The 18,882-nt window shown below is 71.7% G+C and carries 18 protein-coding genes; 10 read left to right on the forward strand and 8 right to left on the reverse strand.

Annotated features, from left to right (window positions below):
* Nucleotides 1-52: 52 nt before the first annotated feature.
* From ACGFQC_RS02370 to ACGFQC_RS02390, 5 genes are all read left to right on the forward strand, one after another.
* Complete coding sequence (locus ACGFQC_RS02370; RefSeq protein WP_363088166.1) at nucleotides 53-1,915, forward strand: SCO2524 family protein; 1,863 nt, start codon at nucleotides 53-55, stop codon at nucleotides 1,913-1,915.
* A 2-nt stretch (nucleotides 1,916-1,917) separates the two neighbouring features.
* Nucleotides 1,918-2,838, forward strand: coding sequence for an SCO2523 family variant P-loop protein (locus tag ACGFQC_RS02375; protein WP_363088165.1), 921 nt, complete (start codon nucleotides 1,918-1,920; stop codon nucleotides 2,836-2,838).
* Nucleotides 2,835-3,821, forward strand: coding sequence for an SCO2522 family protein (locus tag ACGFQC_RS02380; protein WP_363088164.1), 987 nt, complete (start codon nucleotides 2,835-2,837; stop codon nucleotides 3,819-3,821). Before ACGFQC_RS02375 ends, ACGFQC_RS02380 begins: the two co-directional genes overlap by 4 nt.
* A 1-nt stretch (nucleotide 3,822) precedes the next feature.
* The gene (locus ACGFQC_RS02385) at nucleotides 3,823-4,788 is read left to right on the forward strand and encodes an SCO2521 family protein (RefSeq protein WP_363088163.1); all 966 of its coding nucleotides are present in this window, start codon (nucleotides 3,823-3,825) and stop codon (nucleotides 4,786-4,788) included.
* Between the two features lie 100 nt (nucleotides 4,789-4,888).
* A complete protein-coding gene (locus ACGFQC_RS02390) occupies nucleotides 4,889-5,872 on the forward strand; it encodes a DUF6879 family protein (RefSeq protein WP_363088162.1) in 984 nt (327 codons plus the stop codon).
* A 67-nt stretch (nucleotides 5,873-5,939) separates the two neighbouring features.
* On the opposite strand, the gene bla is transcribed toward ACGFQC_RS02390, so the two are convergent.
* Nucleotides 5,940-6,830 (reverse strand): class A beta-lactamase, encoded by an 891-nt coding sequence (bla, locus tag ACGFQC_RS02395; RefSeq protein WP_363088354.1) that lies wholly within the window; start codon nucleotides 6,828-6,830, stop codon nucleotides 5,940-5,942.
* A gap of 151 nt (nucleotides 6,831-6,981) precedes the next feature.
* Here bla and ACGFQC_RS02400 point away from each other — a divergent pair, with 151 nt between their 5' ends.
* The 3 genes from ACGFQC_RS02400 to ACGFQC_RS02410 are packed head-to-tail and all read left to right on the forward strand — an operon-like array spanning nucleotide 6,982 to nucleotide 8,732.
* Nucleotides 6,982-7,110, forward strand: coding sequence for a hypothetical protein (locus ACGFQC_RS02400; RefSeq protein WP_393287568.1), 129 nt, complete (start codon nucleotides 6,982-6,984; stop codon nucleotides 7,108-7,110).
* Nucleotides 7,107-7,853, forward strand: a complete 747-nt coding sequence (gene recO / locus ACGFQC_RS02405) for a DNA repair protein RecO (protein WP_363088161.1) — start codon at nucleotides 7,107-7,109, stop codon at nucleotides 7,851-7,853. The genes ACGFQC_RS02400 and recO overlap by 4 nt, the downstream gene beginning before the upstream one ends.
* Before the next feature lie 45 nt (nucleotides 7,854-7,898).
* Nucleotides 7,899-8,732, forward strand: a complete 834-nt coding sequence (locus tag ACGFQC_RS02410; RefSeq protein ID WP_363088160.1) for an isoprenyl transferase — start codon at nucleotides 7,899-7,901, stop codon at nucleotides 8,730-8,732.
* Between the two features lie 103 nt (nucleotides 8,733-8,835).
* Here the strand turns inward: ACGFQC_RS02410 and ACGFQC_RS02415 are convergent, their stop codons facing one another.
* The 4 genes from ACGFQC_RS02415 to ACGFQC_RS02430 are packed head-to-tail and all read right to left on the reverse strand — an operon-like array spanning nucleotide 8,836 to nucleotide 12,006.
* Entirely contained in the window at nucleotides 8,836-9,246 is a 411-nt protein-coding gene (locus tag ACGFQC_RS02415) for a transcriptional repressor (protein WP_363088159.1), read from the reverse strand.
* A 59-nt stretch (nucleotides 9,247-9,305) separates the two neighbouring features.
* Nucleotides 9,306-10,208 (reverse strand): metal ABC transporter permease, encoded by a 903-nt coding sequence (locus tag ACGFQC_RS02420; protein ID WP_363088158.1) that lies wholly within the window; start codon nucleotides 10,206-10,208, stop codon nucleotides 9,306-9,308.
* The gene (locus tag ACGFQC_RS02425; protein WP_363088157.1) at nucleotides 10,208-11,005 is read right to left on the reverse strand and encodes a metal ABC transporter ATP-binding protein; all 798 of its coding nucleotides are present in this window, start codon (nucleotides 11,003-11,005) and stop codon (nucleotides 10,208-10,210) included. Before ACGFQC_RS02425 ends, ACGFQC_RS02420 begins: the two co-directional genes overlap by 1 nt.
* The gene (locus ACGFQC_RS02430) at nucleotides 11,002-12,006 is read right to left on the reverse strand and encodes a metal ABC transporter solute-binding protein, Zn/Mn family (RefSeq protein ID WP_363088156.1); all 1,005 of its coding nucleotides are present in this window, start codon (nucleotides 12,004-12,006) and stop codon (nucleotides 11,002-11,004) included. The genes ACGFQC_RS02425 and ACGFQC_RS02430 overlap by 4 nt, the downstream gene beginning before the upstream one ends.
* Nucleotides 12,007-12,224: 218 nt before the next feature.
* Between ACGFQC_RS02430 and ACGFQC_RS02435 the strand changes: the two genes are divergently transcribed.
* The gene (locus ACGFQC_RS02435; RefSeq protein ID WP_363088155.1) at nucleotides 12,225-13,607 is read left to right on the forward strand and encodes a glycine--tRNA ligase; all 1,383 of its coding nucleotides are present in this window, start codon (nucleotides 12,225-12,227) and stop codon (nucleotides 13,605-13,607) included.
* Nucleotides 13,608-13,786: 179 nt separating this feature from the next.
* On the opposite strand, the gene ACGFQC_RS02440 is transcribed toward ACGFQC_RS02435, so the two are convergent.
* Nucleotides 13,787-13,993, reverse strand: a complete 207-nt coding sequence (locus ACGFQC_RS02440) for a hypothetical protein (RefSeq protein ID WP_363088154.1) — start codon at nucleotides 13,991-13,993, stop codon at nucleotides 13,787-13,789.
* A gap of 330 nt (nucleotides 13,994-14,323) precedes the next feature.
* Complete coding sequence (locus ACGFQC_RS02445) at nucleotides 14,324-15,769, reverse strand: MFS transporter (RefSeq protein ID WP_363088153.1); 1,446 nt, start codon at nucleotides 15,767-15,769, stop codon at nucleotides 14,324-14,326.
* Nucleotides 15,770-15,850: 81 nt separating this feature from the next.
* Here ACGFQC_RS02445 and dusB point away from each other — a divergent pair, with 81 nt between their 5' ends.
* On the forward strand, nucleotides 15,851-16,993 hold the full coding sequence (gene dusB / locus ACGFQC_RS02450; RefSeq protein WP_363088152.1) for a tRNA dihydrouridine synthase DusB: 1,143 nt from the start codon (nucleotides 15,851-15,853) through the stop codon (nucleotides 16,991-16,993).
* A 51-nt stretch (nucleotides 16,994-17,044) separates the two neighbouring features.
* On the opposite strand, the gene ACGFQC_RS02455 is transcribed toward dusB, so the two are convergent.
* Nucleotides 17,045-18,841, reverse strand: a complete 1,797-nt coding sequence (locus ACGFQC_RS02455) for a CDP-alcohol phosphatidyltransferase (protein WP_393287575.1) — start codon at nucleotides 18,839-18,841, stop codon at nucleotides 17,045-17,047.
* Between the last annotated feature and the right edge of the window lie 41 nt (nucleotides 18,842-18,882).

The following is an 18,882-nucleotide window of genomic DNA, read 5'->3' on the forward strand; positions in this document are numbered from 1 at the left end:
CGGGGTGGATATGTGGATCGTGTGGTGACGAGCCTGTGCGAGGGGGATGGGCATGCAGATCAAGCCGAGACAGAACCTGCTCGAGGTGTGGCAGGCCGTCGCCCGCCACTCCTTCGGCGACGGTGAGTGGGAGTGGGGGGAGTCGGGCGGCCTGAGCAGCGTCGCCGACGCCGAGCGGCTGCTCTGCCTGCTGTACCCGGCCACCGAGATCACCGCCCTGCGCCTCGACGACCCCGACACCACCCAGCGGGACGTGGAAAGGTCACTGAGGGCCGCGGGCGACTCCAGCGAGATCCCCGGGAACCTGGTCAAGGTCCTCGCCGACTTCATGGAGAAGCACCGCGGCGAGGAGAGCCCCACCTTCTCCGGCGGCCACTACTTCGCCGCCGAGGACCCGCAGCAGGAACTCACCAAGGAACAGCGGGCCCTGGGGGTGGTCGACAGCTACTCCATGTCCGTCACCCTCTGCCTCGCCACCCTCGGCTTCCTCAAGGTCTACCGGGGCAAGACCCAGCGGGCGAGCACCCTGAAGCAGATCGACCGGCTCCGGGACGCCACCAGCGCCCGGCTCACCGCCGCCATGGTGAGCCTGCTGCGCTCCTTCACCGTCAACGTCGTCGACGTCGCCTCCGACCAGGGGCAGTCCCTCGCCCGCCTCCTCGGCCAGGGCCGGCTCTCCGAACGGCAGGTCCTCCAGCGCTTCCAGGAGCGGTTCAAGGCCCTGCGCGCCGTCATCAGCGAGAGCGTCACCCTCGGTCTCGACACCGACGTCACCGACGCGCTGCGCAACGAGAACCGTTTCTTCGAGTGCGGCTGGGCATGGAGCCTGGTGAAGGGCGCGCCCGACGTCGAGGTGGAACCGGCGACCGCCGAGGCCATCGGCAAACAGCCCGCCGGTGTCGCCCACCCCACGCCCTACCTGTACTTCACCGTCGTCGCCCTCGACGGCATCCCCGACCTGTTCTCCGAGCGCACCCTCGTCCTCGGCCTGCTCACCGCCGAACAGCAGAAGCTCGCCGACGCGCTGCGCCTGCGCTGGGAGATCACCCAGCAGTACTGGTCCGCCGTCGCCCGCTTCGGCGACGGCACCTGGCCGCTGGAGCAGATCCCCTGGCGCACCACGCTCCAGCAACTGGAGTCGGAGTACTTCTCCCTCTCCGTCGCCTCCATCCTCGTCCACGACCTGGTACGCCGCCGTGCCACCGACGACGACCTCACCCGCACCGTCGCCGTCATGGAACGCCTCGCCGAACGCGGCCGGATCACCAGCGGCATGACCCGCGACGACCCCGCGGTCGGCCTGCACAACCCCGGCGTCAGCCTGCCCCTGCTGGGCAGCGGGGCCGTCGGCCCGCCCATGAAGTGGACGATGACCGACTTCTCCGCCCAGCTGCTCAAACGGACCGTCCAACTCTGCTCGCTGTCGAGGAACATCGCCTCCCAGGACCGCCTGCTGCGGCTCGCCGAGGACATCCTCGACCACCTCTGGCAGCGCCGCATCGGCGAGGGACGGGGCGCCGGCCTCTGGGACAACGTGCACGCCGTCTACCCCGAATCCCCCGAACGCCAGGGCCCGGTCTCCTGGAGCATGACCGAGCGGGTCACCGAGTGCATGGTCGCCGCGCACGGCCTCTACGACCAGCCGCCCATCCGCAGCGCCGAACTCTCCCTGCTGGCAAGGGCGTTGATCAGCGAGTCGGCGCATCTCCTCGGCAAGGAGCAGATGCAGCAGCCCGCGCCCGCCCCCAAGAGCCCCCAGGGCGAGGAGATCAAGGGCATCGAGGCCGACCTGCGCCGGGCCCGCCTGCTCGTCGACGAACAGCCCGGCACGGCCTACGCGCTGGCCCTCGGCGTCCTCGGCCGGCTGGACACCCTCTCCCGGGCCCGCGGCGGCTCCGGCCACCAGGGGGTGTGAGCGTGCTCGTGTTCGCCGCCTCCGACAAGGGGGGCACCGGCCGGTCCGTGACCAGCGCCAACCTCGCCTACCACCGTGCGCTGGACGGGGACGACGTCTGCTACCTGGACTTCGACTTCGGCTCGCCCACCGCGGCCGCCGTGTTCGACCTGCCCGACGTCCTCTCCGAGGCCGAGGACCGCGGCCTGCACTCCTACCTCAAGGGCAAGACCGCCGAACCCCTGCGCGTCGACGTCTGGTCGCGCACCGAGCACCCCGTGCTGCGCGGCCGGCCCGGCGGCTCGGGACGGCTCGTCCTGCTGCCCGGCGACCGCACCGGCGGCGAATTCGTCACCGACGAGGAGAACCTGCACCGCTGCGTCGATCTCGTCCTGCGGCTGAAACGCGAATTCGACGTCATCATCGTGGACCTGAGCGCCGGACGCAGTTATGCGATGGACCTCGCTCTCGCCGCCACCTCGCCCCGCGGCGGACTCGGCCGCCTGAAAACGCGCTGGCTCGTCTATCACCGCTGGACCCGCCAGCACGTCATGGCCGCCGCCGAACTCGTGTACGGAAAACAGGGCATTGTGAAGGCCGGCGTCGCCATGGGCCACGACACCGACGCGCTTTCCGCCTCGATCCGCTTCGTCCGCGCCGCCGTACCCGATCTGGACTCGCCGATGTGGTCGCAGGCCTCGCCCGCGCAGTACGCGTGGATGCGGCAGTGCGACACCCAACTGGAGGAAACCGCGGCCGGCCTCGGTATCGGCAGGACCCGCGTCCTGTCGTCCATTCCGCTGGAACCCGTCCTCCAGTGGCAGGAGCGGCTCATCACCGACGAGGACGTGCACGACCGGCGCATCGCCAACGTGGAGACCTGGCAGAAGATGGGCGAACTCGCCCAGCGCCTGACCGAGGACAAGCACTGGGGGCAGCTGTGACCGGACCGGGAACCGTCTTCCGGGAGACCAGCGCACAGCCGCGCACCGAATCCGTGCCGTTCTCCCACCTCTCCCTCGAACTCGGCCACCTGTACATGGAGGACTTCGCCGAGGGCCCCGCCCGGCTGCGCCGCCACTTCACCGCCGTACGGCCCTGGGTGGACGCCGCCCGCGCCTCGGTCGGTCCCCTGCCGGCCGGCGCACGGCCGCGGATCAGCACCTGTTTCCTCGTCGACGACTACTTCAGCCGGCTGTCCACCCCCGCCGAACTCGTACCGCCCCTGCTGGCGGCCGCCGCCGAGGCCGGCCTGAGCATCGACTACCTGGCCCGCGAGTCCGGCTGCGCCGCCGCCGAACCCGGCCACCGCGACCGCGCCGGACTCGCCGAGTCCGTCCTGCACCGGCTGGTGGAGTCCCCGCCGCCCGGCAGCAACGGCTTCCGCCCGCCCGTCAGCCGCTCCGGCTGGCTCACCAACGGCCGGCGCACCCCCTCGCACCGCACCTCCGCCGCCCTCGACGCCACCGGCACCGTGTGGGAGCCGCCCAGCGAGACCGGCGCCCGCGGCCACTCCGTCTTCGTCGACGTCGAACTGTGGAGCGGACCCGAGGACGAACGCCTCTGGTCCTGCGCCTTCCTCGCCTCCGTCTGGCAACTCGTCCGGCTCGGCCTGCTGCGCCACGACGGCCGGGCCGTGCTGACCCCCGTGCCCTGGGACGACAAGGAGTTCCCCGCCGACTGGGACGCCCTGCCGCCGGTGGTACGCCTCAACCCCCTGGCCGCACCCTTCACCGCGTACGCCACCTGCAGCATCCTCCCGGCCCGCTTCCTGCCCGTCGAACACGCCGTCCGCGTCGTCCTCGACCAGGTCCACGTCGAGTCCGAGGCGTTACGGCAGGTCGCCGAGCGGTCCGCCGCGGAGGGCCGGCCCGTCCCCGCGGGCGTCGTGGACCGCACCTCCTACGTCTTCCCGCCGGGACTGTGACATGAGCGGCCCGCGGGAGTCCACGGAGCCGGTCCTCGCCTGCGGGGAGGTCCGCACCTGCCTGCTGCCCACCCGGGACGCGGTCGACGAGCAGGTCGCCGAACGGCTGCTGCGGCTGCGCGCCGACGAACGCGTCCGGCTCTCCCGCCGCCCCAACCGGCACGCCGTCTCCCCGGACGTCCTCACCGGCGTCGACTGCCGGCTGCCCACCGCCGGCGGCGCCAGGATCCGGGCCGTCGGCACGGTGACCGCCCGCGCCGCCCTCGTCGAGGGCCGCGTCCTGCAGGCCACCGCCCACTTCCGCGTCCCCGCCGGCGGCCCCGACCGGCGGCAGCCCTGGGGCTACTACCTGGTCCGCCCCGGCGTCCTCGTACCCGTCGGCAAGCTCTCCGCGCCGGCCGTGGTCGAGGGTTTCCTGACCGGACCCCGGCAGGACGAGCTGGACGTCGGCTCGGTCGCCGAGAGCCTCCTCGCCCGGATCTCCCGCCAGCACCGGCTGCTCGACCACGACACCCCGCTCAACACCACCGACACCAGCCTGCGCTGGGCGGCCCTGCCGGCCGCCGACGGCGAGGCGGCCGTCCCGCGCTTCACCGTCGCCGACGACGGCCGCCGGATCGTCGAACTGCGGCTGCCCCGCGGGACCGCACCCGCCGCGGCGGCCGCGCTCTGCGAGGACCTCGCCCTGCACGACTGGCTGCTCACCACGGTCGCCGACAAGCTCGACGGTCTGCGGCTCGGCTCCGACGACGGCCGGGCCGCACTGAAGGTGCTGCGCCCGCTCGTCGACCACCTGCTGCACCTGTGGATGCCGCAGGCCCGCGTCGACCGCGGCCTGCACACCCTGTGGCGGGAACTGGAGGAGACACCGGGTTTCAGCCGGCAGTGGACGAGCCTGGCCCAGCGCATCCGGGACCAGCTCGCCGTGCGTCTCCTCACCCGGAGCGACGCGCTGACCCCGTCCTGACGGCGGCACCGCGCGGCACCGCCTCCGAAGACCCGACGACTGTCCGAGCACCATCCGACGCACGACTCGACGCACGATCCCAACGGGGGGAGAAAGAGAGATGAGCGCACCGACGAACTCGTACGTCCGAAGCAGCCGGCAGCGGCGGTCCGACAACGACAGCGCACGTCAGCTCACGCTGAAACTCCTGGTCACCGTAGTGGTGGGCGGAGTGGTCTATGTCCTCACCAACGTCCTGCTGCCGAGGGACGAGGGTCCCTGGCAGCTCGTCCTTTCCGTGCTGTGCGGCGGCACGGTCCTGATCGTGCAGTTCATGGCGTCCTTCGTGAACCAGCTCAGCGAACTGAAGGACGTCGTGGAGAAGCGCTTCGCCGACATAGGCGAGGCCACCAAGCTCTTCAACGAGGTGGAGAAGCTGCGCGGCGACGGGGTGCCCCGGCTCGCCGAACACGCCACCAAGGTCGTCTCCATGGGGCCCGACATCCTGCACGAGTTCGCGCACGAGGAGATCAACCGCCTCGCCGCGCAGATGGAGGACCTCACCAACCTCAGCGCCGAGACGCCGGGCGAGAACCACGACTGGCTGATGACGCTGACCAAGTGCACCAGGAGCAGCATCGACGCCATCAGTACCAGCGTCGTCGACGACGGCTTCTGGTCCAGCGAACCCGCGAACCGCTACCTCACCGCCCAGCGCGAGGCGATCACCGAACGAGGCGTCACCGTGCGGCGGCTGTTCATCGTCAAGGAACCCCGGGAGCGCTCCGCGCTGGCCCCCATCTGCGAGGAACAGCGCCAGATCGGCATCCAGGTCCGGGTGGTGGTCCTGGAACAGCTCCCCGCCCATCTGCGGCGCGGCAAGATGATCGACTGGATCGTCTTCGACGGGGCGCTGTCGTACGAGATCCACGCCGACCAGCTCAGCGTGAACTCCTCGACCACGGTGAACGCCCGCGCGGACGAGGTGCAGCCGCTGATCCGGCGCTTCGACCAGCTGTGGGACGCCTCCGCGGAGATCTCCCCGAACGGCACGCCCGACACCGTGCCCGTGCTGATCCCGGGGGCCGACCCGGGCGGTGACTGACGCGCCGCCCGGGCCCGCCCCGGGGCGGGCCGGTGGCGGTGCCGGTGGCGGTGCCGGTGGCGGCGTCTCAGCCGAGCGTCGCCGCCAGCAGCCTCGTCGTCTCGACGATCAGGTCGTGGTCGTAGGCGGCCTCCCGGTCCGGCATGGTGACCTGCACGACCAGTACCACGGGCGCGCCGTCGGGCGTCCAGGCGATCCCGGCGTCGTTGTTGGCGCCGTACCAGCCGCCGCCGGTCTTGTCCGCGAGCGTCCAGGTGGGCGGCAGACCGGCCCGGAAGCGGTTGTCGCTGGTGCGGTTGGCGAGCATCCAGTCCGTCAGCCGCCGCCGGTCGCCGTGCGCCAGCGCGTCGCCCAGCACCAGCCGGGCGTAGGAGCGGCCGATCGCGTACGGGGTCGTGGTGTCCGTCACCCGCCACGGCTCGGCCGAGTTCAGCTCCGGCTCCCACCGGTCGAGCCGGGTGACCCGGTCCCCGATCGACCGGGCGAAGCGGGTGACGGCGGCCGGGCCGCCCAGCTCGCGCAGCAGCAGGTTGGCGGCCGTGTTGTCGCTGCGGCGGATCGCCGCGTCGCACAGCTCGGACACGGTCATGCCGTCGGCCACGTGGTCCTTCGTGACGGGCGAGTTCTCCACCACGTCGTCGTCGGTGAAGTGGATGCGGCGGGCCAGCACCTCCCCGTCCCGGTCCAGGTCGCGGAGCACGGCGGCGACCGCGAGGACCTTGAACAGGGAGCAGACGGGGAAGCGTTCGCCGGCGCGGTGGCGCACGGAACGCCGGGTGCGCACGTTGTGCGCGAAGACGCCGAGGCGGGCGCCGTGCGCCTCCTCCAGGGCGCGCAGGCGGGCGGCGACGGGTCCGGCGCCGTCGGCGGCCCGCGCCGGACCGGCGCCCAGCAGGGAAGCCGCGGTGAGGGCGCCCGCGGTGGTGAGCAGGGTGCGGCGGTTCGTCGAGCTTAAGATCGTTCTCTCCGTCCGTCGGTGACTGGGCGGGGTGACCCCGGTGGTCCCCGGGACCCCCTCAGTCACGGACGCCCCTTCCCGCCACACGGTTGCGGGAGCCGGGAGGTCGCCGGCGGCACACCGCTCCCGCCGGGTAGGCGAGAATGGCGGCATGAGTCTGTTCCGCGACGACGGCATCGTGCTGCGCACCCAGAAGCTGGGCGAGGCGGACCGGATCATGCTGCGGTCCCGTGGGGGACGCCCCCCACACCCCCGGCCGCCCCGGGGTGGTGCGCGGTGAGTCTGTTCAGGGACGACGGCATCGTGCTGCGCACCCAGAAGCTGGGCGAGGCGGACCGGATCATCACCCTGCTCACCCGCGGCCACGGCCGGGTGCGGGCCGTCGCCCGTGGGGTGCGGCGGACCAAGTCCAAGTTCGGGGCCCGGCTGGAGCCGTTCTCGCACGTGGACGTGCAGTTCTTCGCGCGGGGGAGCGAGCTGATCGGGCGCGGACTGCCGCTCTGCACGCAGAGCGAGACCATCGCGCCGTACGGCGGCGGCATCGTCACCGACTACGCCCGCTACACCGCCGGCACGGCCATGCTGGAGACCGCCGAGCGGTTCACCGACCACGAGGGCGAACCGGCCGTGCAGCAGTACCTGCTGCTCGTCGGCGCCCTGCGCACCCTCGCCCGCGGCGAGCACGCCCCGCACCTCGTCCTGGACGCCTTCCTGCTGCGCTCCCTCGCCGTCAACGGCTACGCGCCCAGCTTCGGCGACTGCGCGAAGTGCGGCATGCCCGGCCCCAACCGGTTCTTCTCCGTCGCCTCCGGCGGCTCCGTCTGCGTCGACTGCCGGGTGCCCGGCAGCGTCGTACCCTCGCCGCAGGCCCTGGCGCTGCTGGCGGCGCTGCTCACGGGAGACTGGGAGACCGCGGACGCCTGCGAGGCACGGTACGTCCGGGAGGGCGGCGGGCTGGTGTCCGCCTACCTGCACTGGCACCTGGAGCGCGGTCTGCGCTCCCTGCGCTACGTCGAGAAGTAGAGAAGCAAGCAGACAAGCAGCAACGCAAGAGGAGACGAGAAACACATGGCCGTACGCGGGTTCCTGGGGCGGCAGCGTCGGGAGTACAAGGCGCCGGAGCCGCACCCGTCCGGCGCCCGCGCGCCGAAGCTCCCCGGCGAGCTGGTCCCCGAGCACGTGGCGATCGTCATGGACGGCAACGGCCGCTGGGCGAAGGAGCGGGGCCTGCCCCGCACCGAGGGCCACAAGGTGGGCGCCGAGCGGGTGCTGGACGTCCTCCAGGGCGGCGTCGAGATCGGTGTGCGCAACATCTCCCTGTACGCCTTCTCCACCGAGAACTGGAAGCGCTCGCCCGACGAGGTGCGCTTCCTGATGAACTTCAACCGCGACTTCATCCGCAGGACCCGCGACCAGCTCGACGAGCTGGGCATCCGGGTGCGCTGGGTGGGCCGGATGCCCAAGCTGTGGAAGTCGGTCGCCAAGGAGCTCCAGATCGCCCAGGAGCAGACGAAGGACAACGACCGCCTCACGCTGTACTTCTGCATGAACTACGGCGGACGCGCGGAGATCGCCGACGCGGCGCAGGCCCTCGCGGAGGACGTGAGGGCGGGCCGTCTCGACCCCTCGAAGGTCAACGAGAAGACCCTGCAGAAGTACATGTACTACCCGGACATGCCGGACGTGGACCTGTTCCTGCGCCCGAGCGGCGAGCAGCGCACGTCCAACTACCTGCTGTGGCAGAGCGCCTACGCGGAGATGGTCTTCCAGGACGTCCTGTGGCCCGACTTCGACCGTCGCGACCTGTGGCGGGCCTGCCTGGAGTTCGCCTCCCGGGACCGCCGCTTCGGCGGCGCGATCCCGAACGAGGAGCTCCTGGCCATGGAGGGCCGGCAGGAGTGACCAGCCCGTCCGGCGATCGAGGACGAGGCCGTTCAGGCCGAGAGGGGGGTCCGGGGGCGAAGCCCCCGGGCGGTCCCGTGACCCACCCGCACGTAGAGCCCGCTCACCCCGCGGCGCACTCCGCGCAGGTGCCGAAGATCTCCACCGTGTGGGCCACGTTCACGAAGCCGTGTTCCGCGGCGATGGCCTCCGCCCACTTCTCGACCGCGGGTCCCTCTACCTCGACCGCCTTGCCGCAGGCGCGGCAGACGAGGTGGTGGTGGTGTTCGCCGCTGGAGCAGCGGCGGTACACGGACTCGCCGTCGGAGGTGCGCAGCACGTCGACCTCGCCGGCGTCGGCGAGGGTCTGCAGGGTGCGGTAGACCGTGGTCAGCCCGACAGAGTCGCCCTTGTGCTTGAGCATGTCGTGGAGTTCCTGAGCGCTGCGGAACTCGTCGACCTCGTCGAGCGCCGCCGCCACGGCGGCGCGCTGCCTGGTGGCTCGGCCCTTCACGGGCGATCCAGCGGTCGTCACCGTTGCCTCCTCGCGTCTGCGCTGTGCCGGGCCATTGTGCCAGCCCGGACCGTGCGCGGTCAGACGCCGACTCCGTCGCCGCCCGCGCGGCTGGCTGGAATCGCGCACTCCGCCGGGTCCCCGGCGGGTTGCGCGGCGGCGGCCGCGCGGGCGCGGCGCCGGGCCAGCGGGGCGGCCAGGGCGGTCAGCACGAGGAAGGCGCCGATGGTCAGCAGCACGATCGTCGCGCCGGGCGGGACGTCCTGGTAGTACGAGGTGACCGTGCCGCCGGTCGTCACGCCGACGCCGATCGCGACGGCGATCGCGAAGGTCGCCGCGAAACTGCGGCTGAGCTGCTGGGCCGCCGCCACCGGCACCACCATCAGCGCCGACACCAGCAGCAGGCCGACGACCCGCATGGCGACGGTGACGGTGACCGCGGCGGTGACGGCCGTCAGCAGGTTCAGGGCGCGCACCGGCAGCCCGGTGACCCGCGCGAACTCCTCGTCCTGGCTGACCGCGAACAGCTGCCGGCGCAGTCCGACGGTGACGAGGACCACGAAGGCCGCCAGGACGCAGATCGCGGTCACGTCCGACTCCGACACCGTCGACAGCGAGCCGAAGAGGTACGACGTCAGGTTGGCGTTGGAGCCGGTCGGCGCGAGGTTGATGAACATCACACCGCCGGCCATGCCGCCGTAGAAGAGCATGGCGAGGGCGATGTCGCCGCGGGTCCTGCCGTACCAGCGGATCAGCTCCATGAGGACCGCGCCGAGGACGGAGACGGCGGTGGCCATCCAGACCGGGGACCACGACAGCAGGAAGCCGAGGCCGACGCCGGTCATCGCGACGTGGCCGATGCCGTCACCCATGAGGGCCTGGCGGCGCTGGACGAGGTAGATGCCGACGGCGGGGGCGGTGATGCCGACCAGGACGGCGGCGAGCAGCGCCCGCTGCATGAAGGCGTAGTCGAGGAAGTCCATCAGCTCAGCAGTCCCGTGCGGATCGGTTCGGTGCCCGCCGGAGCGTGCGGGTGTACGTGGTCGTGGCCGGGCAGTGCGTGCTGGCCGAGCGCCCGGGGCGGCGGCCCGTCGTGCGTGACGCAGCCGTCGCGCAGGACGACGGCCCGGTCGATGAGGGGCTCCAGGGGGCCCAGTTCGTGCAGGACGAGCAGGACGGTGGTGCCCTGGGCGACCTGCTCGCGCAGGGTGGCGGCGAGGACCTCCTGGCTGGCCAGGTCGACGCCCGCCATCGGCTCGTCCATGATCAGCAGCTCGGGTTCGGCGGCGAGCGCCCGGGCGATCAGCACCCGCTGGTGCTGGCCGCCGGAGAGCGCGTCGACGGAGTCCTTGGCGCGGTCGGCCATGCCGACGAGGTCCAGTGCACGGCGTACGGCCTCGTGGTCGGCCTTGCGCAGGACGCCGAAGCGGGCCCGGGACAGCCGCCCGGAGGAGACGACCTCGGTGACGGTCGCCGGGACGCCGCCCGCGGCCGTGGTGCGCTGCGGTACGTAGCCGAGGCGCGACCAGTCCCGGAACCGGCGCCGGTCGGTGCCGAACAGCTCGATGCGCCCGGCGCTGAGCGGCACCTGCCCGATGACGCTGCGCACGGCGGTCGACTTGCCGGAGCCGTTGGCGCCGAGCAGGGCGACGACCTCACCGCGGTGCACGGTGAGGTCGATGCCGCGCAGGACCGGGCGCGAGCCCAGTTCCGCGCGGACACCGCGCAGCGATATGACGGGCTCGCTCTTGGTGTCCATCACGCCCTCCGTGAAGATCATGCGGCTCCCAGGGCCGACTGCAGGGCCTTGAGGTTCGCCCTCTGGACCGCGAAGTAGTCGGTGCCGCGGGACTCGTCGGTGATGCCCTCGATCGGGTCGAGGACGTCCGTCTTCAGGTTCGCGTCCCGGGCCACGGTCTTGGCGGTCTTGTCGCTGACGAGCGTCTCGTAGAACACGGTGGTGACGCCGTCGGCCTTCGCCATCTTCTCAAGTTCCTTGACGCGCGCGGCGCTGGGCTCCGACTCGGGGTCGAGGCCGCTGATGGCCTCCTCGGTCAGGCCGTAGCGCTCGGCGAGGTAGCCGAAGGCGGCGTGCGTGGTGATGAAGACCTTGGTCTTCGTGGCGGCCAGGCCGTTCTTGAACTCGGTGTCCAGCGCGCCGAGCTTGGCGACCAGGTCGGCGGTGTTCTTCTTGTAGTCGGCCGCGTGGTCGGGGTCGGCCTTCTCGAAGGCCTTGCCGACGCCCTCGGCGACCTCGGCGTACTTCACCGGGTCGAGCCAGACGTGGGGGTCCTTGCCACCGGTCTCCTCGTGCCCGTGCTCGTCCTCGGCGGCGTGCTCGTCCTCGTGTTCGTCGGCGTGCTCGTCGGCGTGCTCGTCGGCGTGGCCGCCGACCTCGGTGCCGTGCTCCTCCAGCGTGGTGAGGGTCGTCGCGTCGATCTTCGTCTTGATCCCGGACTGGTCGACGGCCTCGTCGACCGTGGGCTGCAGGCCCTTGAGGAAGAGGGCCGCGTCGGACTCCTCCAGCTGGGCGCGCTGCCGCGTGCTGATCTCCAGGTCGTGCGGTTCCTGGCCGGGCTCGGTCAGGCTGGTGACCTTCACGTGGTCGCCGCCGATCTGCTCGGCGAGGAAGGCCATCGGGTAGAACGACGCGACGACGTCGAACTTCTCCGTGCCGCCGGCGGCCGCGCTGTCGGACGAGCAGGCGGAGAGGGTGCCGAGGCCGAGGGCGGTGACGGCCGCGAGGGCCATCCCGGATATGTGGTGTCGTCGTACGTTCATGACAGTCATTTTCAACAAATATGGAAACCGTTGTCAACAAAGTCGTGGATGGCGGCAGGGGAGAGGGCCCGGTGAGGATTTTCCCGGCGGGTCCGTCGTCCTCCGTGAAGCCTTGGACGGGTACCGATTTGGTCGAGGGGGAGCCCCCGCCGGTACCCTGGGGCAATTCTCTGGAAGCATCTCGCTTCGTCGCCCGTCGTCGTTATGAAGAGAGCACCGTGGCCGCCGACAAGATCGACACCATCGTCAGCCTGAGCAAGCGCCGTGGCTTCGTATTCCCCTGTAGTGAGATCTACGGTGGCCAGCGCGCCGCCTGGGACTACGGACCGCTGGGTGTCGAGCTCAAGGAGAACCTGAAGCGCCAGTGGTGGCGCTACATGGTGACGTCGCGCGAGGACGTGGTCGGCATCGACTCGTCCGTCATCCTGGCCCCCGAGGTCTGGGTCGCCTCCGGCCACGTCGCCACCTTCTCCGACCCGCTCACCGAGTGCACCTCCTGCCACAAGCGGTTCCGCGCGGACCACCTGGAGGAGGCCTACGAGGCCAAGCACAAGCGCCTGCCGGAGAACGGCCTGGCGGACGTGAACTGCCCGAACTGCGGCAACAAGGGCCAGTTCACCGAGCCCAAGCAGTTCTCGGGCCTGCTCTCCACCCACCTCGGCCCCACGCAGGACACCGGCTCCATCGCCTACCTGCGCCCCGAGACCGCCCAGGGCATCTTCACCAACTTCGCCCAGGTGCAGACCACTTCGCGCCGCAAGCCGCCGTTCGGAATCGCCCAGATGGGCAAGTCCTTCCGCAACGAGATCACGCCCGGCAACTTCATCTTCCGCACGCGCGAGTTCGAGCAGATGGAGATGGAGTTCTTCGTCAAGCCGGGCGAGGACGAGCAGTGGCAGGAGTACTGGATGGAGCAGCGCTGGAACTGGTACACCGGTCTCGGCCTGCGCGAGGAGAACATGCGGTGGTACGAGCACCCGAAGGAGAAGCTCTCCCACTACTCCAAGCGCACCGCCGACATCGAGTACCGCTTCCAGTTCGGCGGCAACGAGTGGGGTGAGCTGGAGGGCGTCGCCAACCGCACCGACTACGACCTCGGCGCCCACGCCAAGGCCTCCGGCCAGGACCTCTCCTACTTCGACCAGGAGGCCGGCGAGCGCTGGACGCCGTACGTCATCGAGCCCGCGGCCGGTGTCGGCCGCGCGATGCTGGCGTTCCTGCTCGACGCCTACGTCGAGGACGAGGCGCCCAACGCCAAGGGCAAGCTGGAGAAGCGCACGGTGCTGCGCCTCGACCACCGCCTCGCCCCGGTGAAGGTCGCGGTGCTGCCGCTGTCGCGCAACCCGGAGCTGTCGCCCAAGGCCAAGGGCCTCGCCCAGGCGCTGCGGCAGAACTGGAACATCGACTTCGACGACGCCGGCGCGATCGGCCGCCGCTACCGCCGCCAGGACGAGATCGGCACGCCGTACTGCGTCACCGTCGACTTCGACACGCTCGAGGACAACGCGGTGACCGTGCGCGAGCGCGACTCGATGAAGCAGGAGCGCGTGTCCCTCGACCAGATCGAGGGCTACCTGGCCGCCCGCCTGATCGGCGCCTGAGCCCCACCGGCGCACGAGGCCCCCGGCTCCCTTTCCGGAGCCGGGGGCCTCGTGCCGCGGCGGTGGAGCCCGCCGCGCCCGAGGGCCTCGCGCCCGGGGCCGGGTGTTTCGTTCGGATCGGGCCGGATCGGGGCGCGGTGCCAGGGCCCGTGAGCCCGGCATGATCCGAACGGGAGGTCCTAAGCCCGTGCGGGGTCCACCGTCGCCCGATGGGCCTGCGCCAGGTGCTCCTCCGCCTTCAGCCAGGGCAGGAACTGGGCGCCCTGGCGCCAGCCGCACGTGTCGCACCGGATCGTGCGCCGGCTTCCCTCCCGCCGGACCCGGACGACGTGCTCGCGCCCGTGCTGGTCCCAGCGGCTCACTTTGCTCGTGTTGATCTCCGACATGCTGCCTCCAGAAGCCGGCCCGGCTGAGAGTGTGCAACAAGTCCAACACCAACGGGGCGTTCCGCGGAGCGAGTTGGCCGGGCCGGGGGTTCCGGGGGACTTCATGGCAACCTGCGTACCGGGTCCGGGTCCGGCGGGGCGCGGCCGCACGCGGCCTCGCCGCGTGAGCGTGCCCGGCCCGTGACGAGGCGCCCGCCACCCCTGAGCCGGCCGCGGGGCGTCACGCGCCCGTCCCCGGGAGGCCCGGTCACGCGGCGCTGCCCGCCCGCCGCCCCGAATCCGGCCGCGGCCGCCGCCCGCACACCCCTGCGGAAACCCGCCCGCGGGGTGCTACGCCTTCAGCCCCGCATGCTCGCGGATCTCGGGGGCGGCCAGCCGTTCGGCCGTCCGCGCGGCCGTTCCCCGTGCCCACGGCCCGCTGCTCACCAGGCCCACCACCAGCACCAGCGCCCCGCACGCGGCGATGACCCACCATCCCGGCACCGCCGCCGCCACGAACGTCTCGCGGTACGCCGACGCCCCGATGCCCGCCGCGAGCACCGCCCCGACCACCGCGACCCCGAGGGTCTGGCCGAGCTGCCGGCTGGTGGAGGCGACGGCGGCGGCGACCCCGGCCTGGGTACGGGGCATCCCCGAGACCGCGGTGTTGGTGATGGGGGCGTTCACGAAGCCGAAGCCGATGCCGAACAGCACGTATCCGAGGAACAGCGTGGTGTCGGAGGTCTCCGCGTCGAACGCGGCGAACAGCACGCCGCTCGCGGTCATCGCGAGGCCGGCGACCAGCAGGGGCACCCGTGGCCCCCGGCTGCCGACGAGCCGCCCGGACAGGGGGGCGCACAGAAAGGTCGGCAGGGCCATAGGCAGCATCCACAGACCGGCGTGGAGGGCGTCGAGGCCGCGGACGTTCTGGAGGTACAGCGTGGACAGGAACAGGAACCCGCCGAGCGCCGCGAAGGCGCTGATCGCGATCACGGTCGCCCCGCTGAACGGCGCCGACCGGAAGAACCGCAGGTCGATGAGGGGTTCGTCGCGGCGGGGCTCGTAGCGCAGGAGGCCGAGCAGGGCGGCGAGGGCGACCGCGGCGAAGGGCAGGCTGACGCCGGGCCCGGCCTCGGGCGCCTCGATGATCGCGTACGTCAGGCTGCCGAAGAGGACGATGACCAGGAGCTGGCCGACCGGGTCGGGGCGGCGGGCCTTCGGGGCGCGGGACTCGGGGACGTACCGCAGGGTCAGCAGGAAGGCGCCGAGGCCGACCGGCAGGTTGACCCAGAAGATGGAGCGCCAGCCGACGGACTCCACCAGCAGGCCGCCGATCAGGGGGCCGGCGGCCATGGAGATCCCGACGACCGCACCCCACACGCCGATGGCGCGGGCGCGCTCGCGCGGGTCCGTGAACGTGTTGGTGATGATCGACATGGCGACCGGGTTGAGCATCGAGCCGCCGACCGCCTGCACCGTGCGGGCCGCGACCAGCAGGTCGAGGTCGGGGGCGAGGGAGCAGAGCAGGGAGCCGAGCGAGAACACCACCAGGCCCGCGAGGAAGACCTTCCTGCGGCCGATCCGGTCGGCGGTGGACCCGGCGAGCATCAGCAGGGACGCGAGGACGAGGGTGTAGGCGTCGATGGTCCACTGCAGACCGGAGGTGCCGGCGTGCAGGTCGCGCTGCATCGCGGGCAGGGCGACGTTGAGGATCGTGTTGTCGAGGCTCACGATCAGCAGGCTCATGCAGCAGATCGCGAGGACGAGCAGACGTCGTCGCTGGCTCAGCTCGGGCATGCGGTCATGGTACGCCGAGTTCAATAGTGCGGCTAACTAATGACCGTTACATGAGGGTCGTCGATGGGCGACAATGGGCGGATGTCCACGCCCGTTTCCCCCCTGCAGATCGGCCCGCACACCGTCCAGCCGCCGGTCGTCCTCGCCCCCATGGCCGGTATCACCAACGCGCCCTTCCGCACCCTGTGCCGCGAGTTCAGCGGGGGCAAGGGCCTGTTCGTGAGCGAGATGATCACGACCCGGGCGCTGGTCGAGCGCAACGAGAAGACCATGCAGCTGATCCACTTCGACGCGAGCGAGAAGCCGCGCTCGATCCAGCTGTACGGCGTGGACCCGGCGACCGTCGGCAAGGCCGTCCGCATGATCGCCGACGAGGGCCTGGCCGACCACATCGACCTGAACTTCGGCTGCCCGGTCCCGAAGGTCACCCGCAAGGGCGGCGGCTCCGCCCTCCCCTACAAGCGCAACCTGCTCCGCGCCATCCTCCGCGAGGCCGTCGGCGGCGCCGGGGACCTCCCCGTCACCATGAAGATGCGCAAGGGCATCGACGACGACCACATCACCTACCTCGACGCCGGCCGCATCGCCGTCGAGGAGGGCGTCACCGCCATCGCGCTGCACGGCCGCACCGCCGCCCAGCACTACGGCGGCACCGCCGACTGGGAGGCGATCGCCCGTCTGAAGGAGCACGTCCCGGAGATCCCCGTCCTCGGCAACGGCGACATCTGGTCGGCCGGGGACGCGCTGCGGATGGTGCGCGAGACGGGGTGCGACGGAGTGGTCGTCGGCCGCGGCTGCCTGGGTCGGCCGTGGCTGTTCGCGGACCTGGTCGCCGCCTTCGAGGGGCGTCCCCAGGACATCGCGCGGCCCTCCCTGCGCGAGGTCGCCGACATCATGGTCCGGCACGCCACCCTCCTCGGCGAGTGGATCGGCGACGAGTCCAGGGGCGTCGTCGACTTCCGCAAGCACGTCGCCTGGTACCTCAAGGGCTTCGCCGTCGGCTCCGAGATGCGCAGGCGTCTCGCGATCACGTCCTCCCTGGCGGAACTCCGCGCCGGACTCGACGAACTGGACCTCGACCAGCCCTGGCCCGCCGGTGCCGACGGCCCCCGCGGGCGCACCTCCGGCAACAACAGGGTCGTCCTCCCGGACGGCTGGCTGAAGGACCCCTACGACTGCGCGGGCGTCGGCGAGGAAGCCGAACTGGACACCTCCGGCGGCTGAAACCGCCCGGCGGGGTGAGCCCTCCCACGGCCCGCCGGGTCCGGGCCCGGGTCAGTCCTTCGTCGGACGCGGGGTCGACCCGTACGCCGTCAGGAAGCGGTCCCGGAAGAGGTCCATCCTCCAGACCGGGGCGTCCTGGGCCGGTTCGAGGCCGTCGGTCCACTTCCAGGCGGCGATCCGGTCGAGGACCGCCGGGTCCTTGGCCACGATCGAGACCGGCACGTCACGGTCGGCGTTCTCGCCGCTGACCCGGGCGATGGGCTGGTGGTCGCCGAGGAAGACCAGGACGGTGTCCTCGGTGCCGTAGCGCTCCAGCCACTGGGTGAGGGCGGTCACCGAGTACTCGATCGACCTGCCGTACGCCTCGCGGGACCTGGTCGAGTCGGCGATGACGTCGGACGCCTTCTCGCCGGCCCGCTGGATGCCGTCGAAGACCGAGCCGTCGCCCACCTCGTCCCAGCCGACCATCTCCGGGAGCGGGGCCCACGGCTGGTGACTGGAGGTCAGGATGATCTCCGACATCAGCGGCTTGTCGCGTTCCCTGCCGTGCTCCAGCCGCTGGAACGCCTCCAGGGCGTACTGGTCGGGCATCGTCGACCAGCTGAACTTCGGGCCCCGGTAGCCCATCTGGAAGGCGTTGTAGACCTTGTCGAGGCCGTAGTGCTTCTGCTCGGGCCACGCCTTCTGGATTCCGGGCATCACCCCCACCGTGTCCCAGGCCCCGGTCTTCTGGAAGATCTTCGGCAGGCTGAGGCGGTCGCTGTTCATGACCGTGCGGTAGCGCTGCTGGTTGTCGATCCACAGTCCGGACAGCGCGGTGGAGTGGCCGAGCCAGCTGCTGCCGCCGAAGGTCGCCGAGGTCAGCCAGCCGCTCTTGGCGCGGTAGCCGGCCTTCGCCAGCGTGGCGGTGCTCGCGGTGAGCGTCCGGCCGACGCCGGGGGACATGACCGGGTCCTCGATCGCGCTGCGGCCGTAGCTCTCGATGAAGGTGAAGATCACGTCCTTGCCGCGCAGGTCGGGAACGAGCTGGTCGGGCGGGGTGTCGCCGAAGGCGTCCACGCGGGCCTCCTTCGCGAACGCGGCCTCGTCCGCGAGGGTCTGCCGTACGTCCCTGGCCTTGACGGTGACGGCGCTGACCGCGCGGTTGAAGGCGAGCGGCAGTCCGGCGTACTGGACCGACAGGACGGAGCAGGTGATCCAGACCGTGCCGGCGATCAGCGTGCCGCGGGTCGCCGCGGGGACGTCGCGCGCCAGCACCTCGCTCAGCCGGACCGCCGCCAGCGCCATCACGACGAACAGCACGGCGATCAGCAGGAGCAGACCGATCGCGGCGCCGAGGGCCGTCGCCCCGCCCATCGAGTCCGCGACGTAGGACTGCGCGTCGTCCAGCAGGCCCCAGTCCAAGACCAGGTTGAAGCCGCGGCCCAGGTACTCGGAGTACGCCATGTCCAGGACGTTGACCACGGTCAGCGCCGCGAGGCCGGCCCCGAGCGCCGCCGCGGCCACCACCCGGGGACGGCGCGGCAGCGCCAGCAGCACGGCCGCCGAGACGACCGCCTCGCCGGGCAGCCGCAGAAGCCGGTCGGCCCGCAGGAGGCCCAGCTGGTTCGGCAGCACCATCGCCCCGAGCACGAGCACGAGGGCCAGCACGGTCGTCGTCCACCACAGCACGCGCGCCGCCCGCGGATGACGGCTCCGCCAGGCCCACCCGTACGCGATGCGGGAGGCGAGGGTGCGCGGCGGCGCGGTTCCGCTCCCCGGCGCCCCGGGCTCCCCGGCCGTCTCGGCGCCGTCGGGCGAGCCGTCGCGGGAGTCGGGCAGGTCACGAGACCGTGTGAAGACAGGCACCCGAGGGGGTCCTTCCGTACGAAGCCGGGCGGATCGGCGGA

The organism is Streptomyces sp. NPDC048734 (genome assembly GCF_043198675.1).
In the GTDB taxonomy this organism is placed as follows: Bacteria; Actinomycetota; Actinomycetes; order Streptomycetales; family Streptomycetaceae; genus Streptomyces.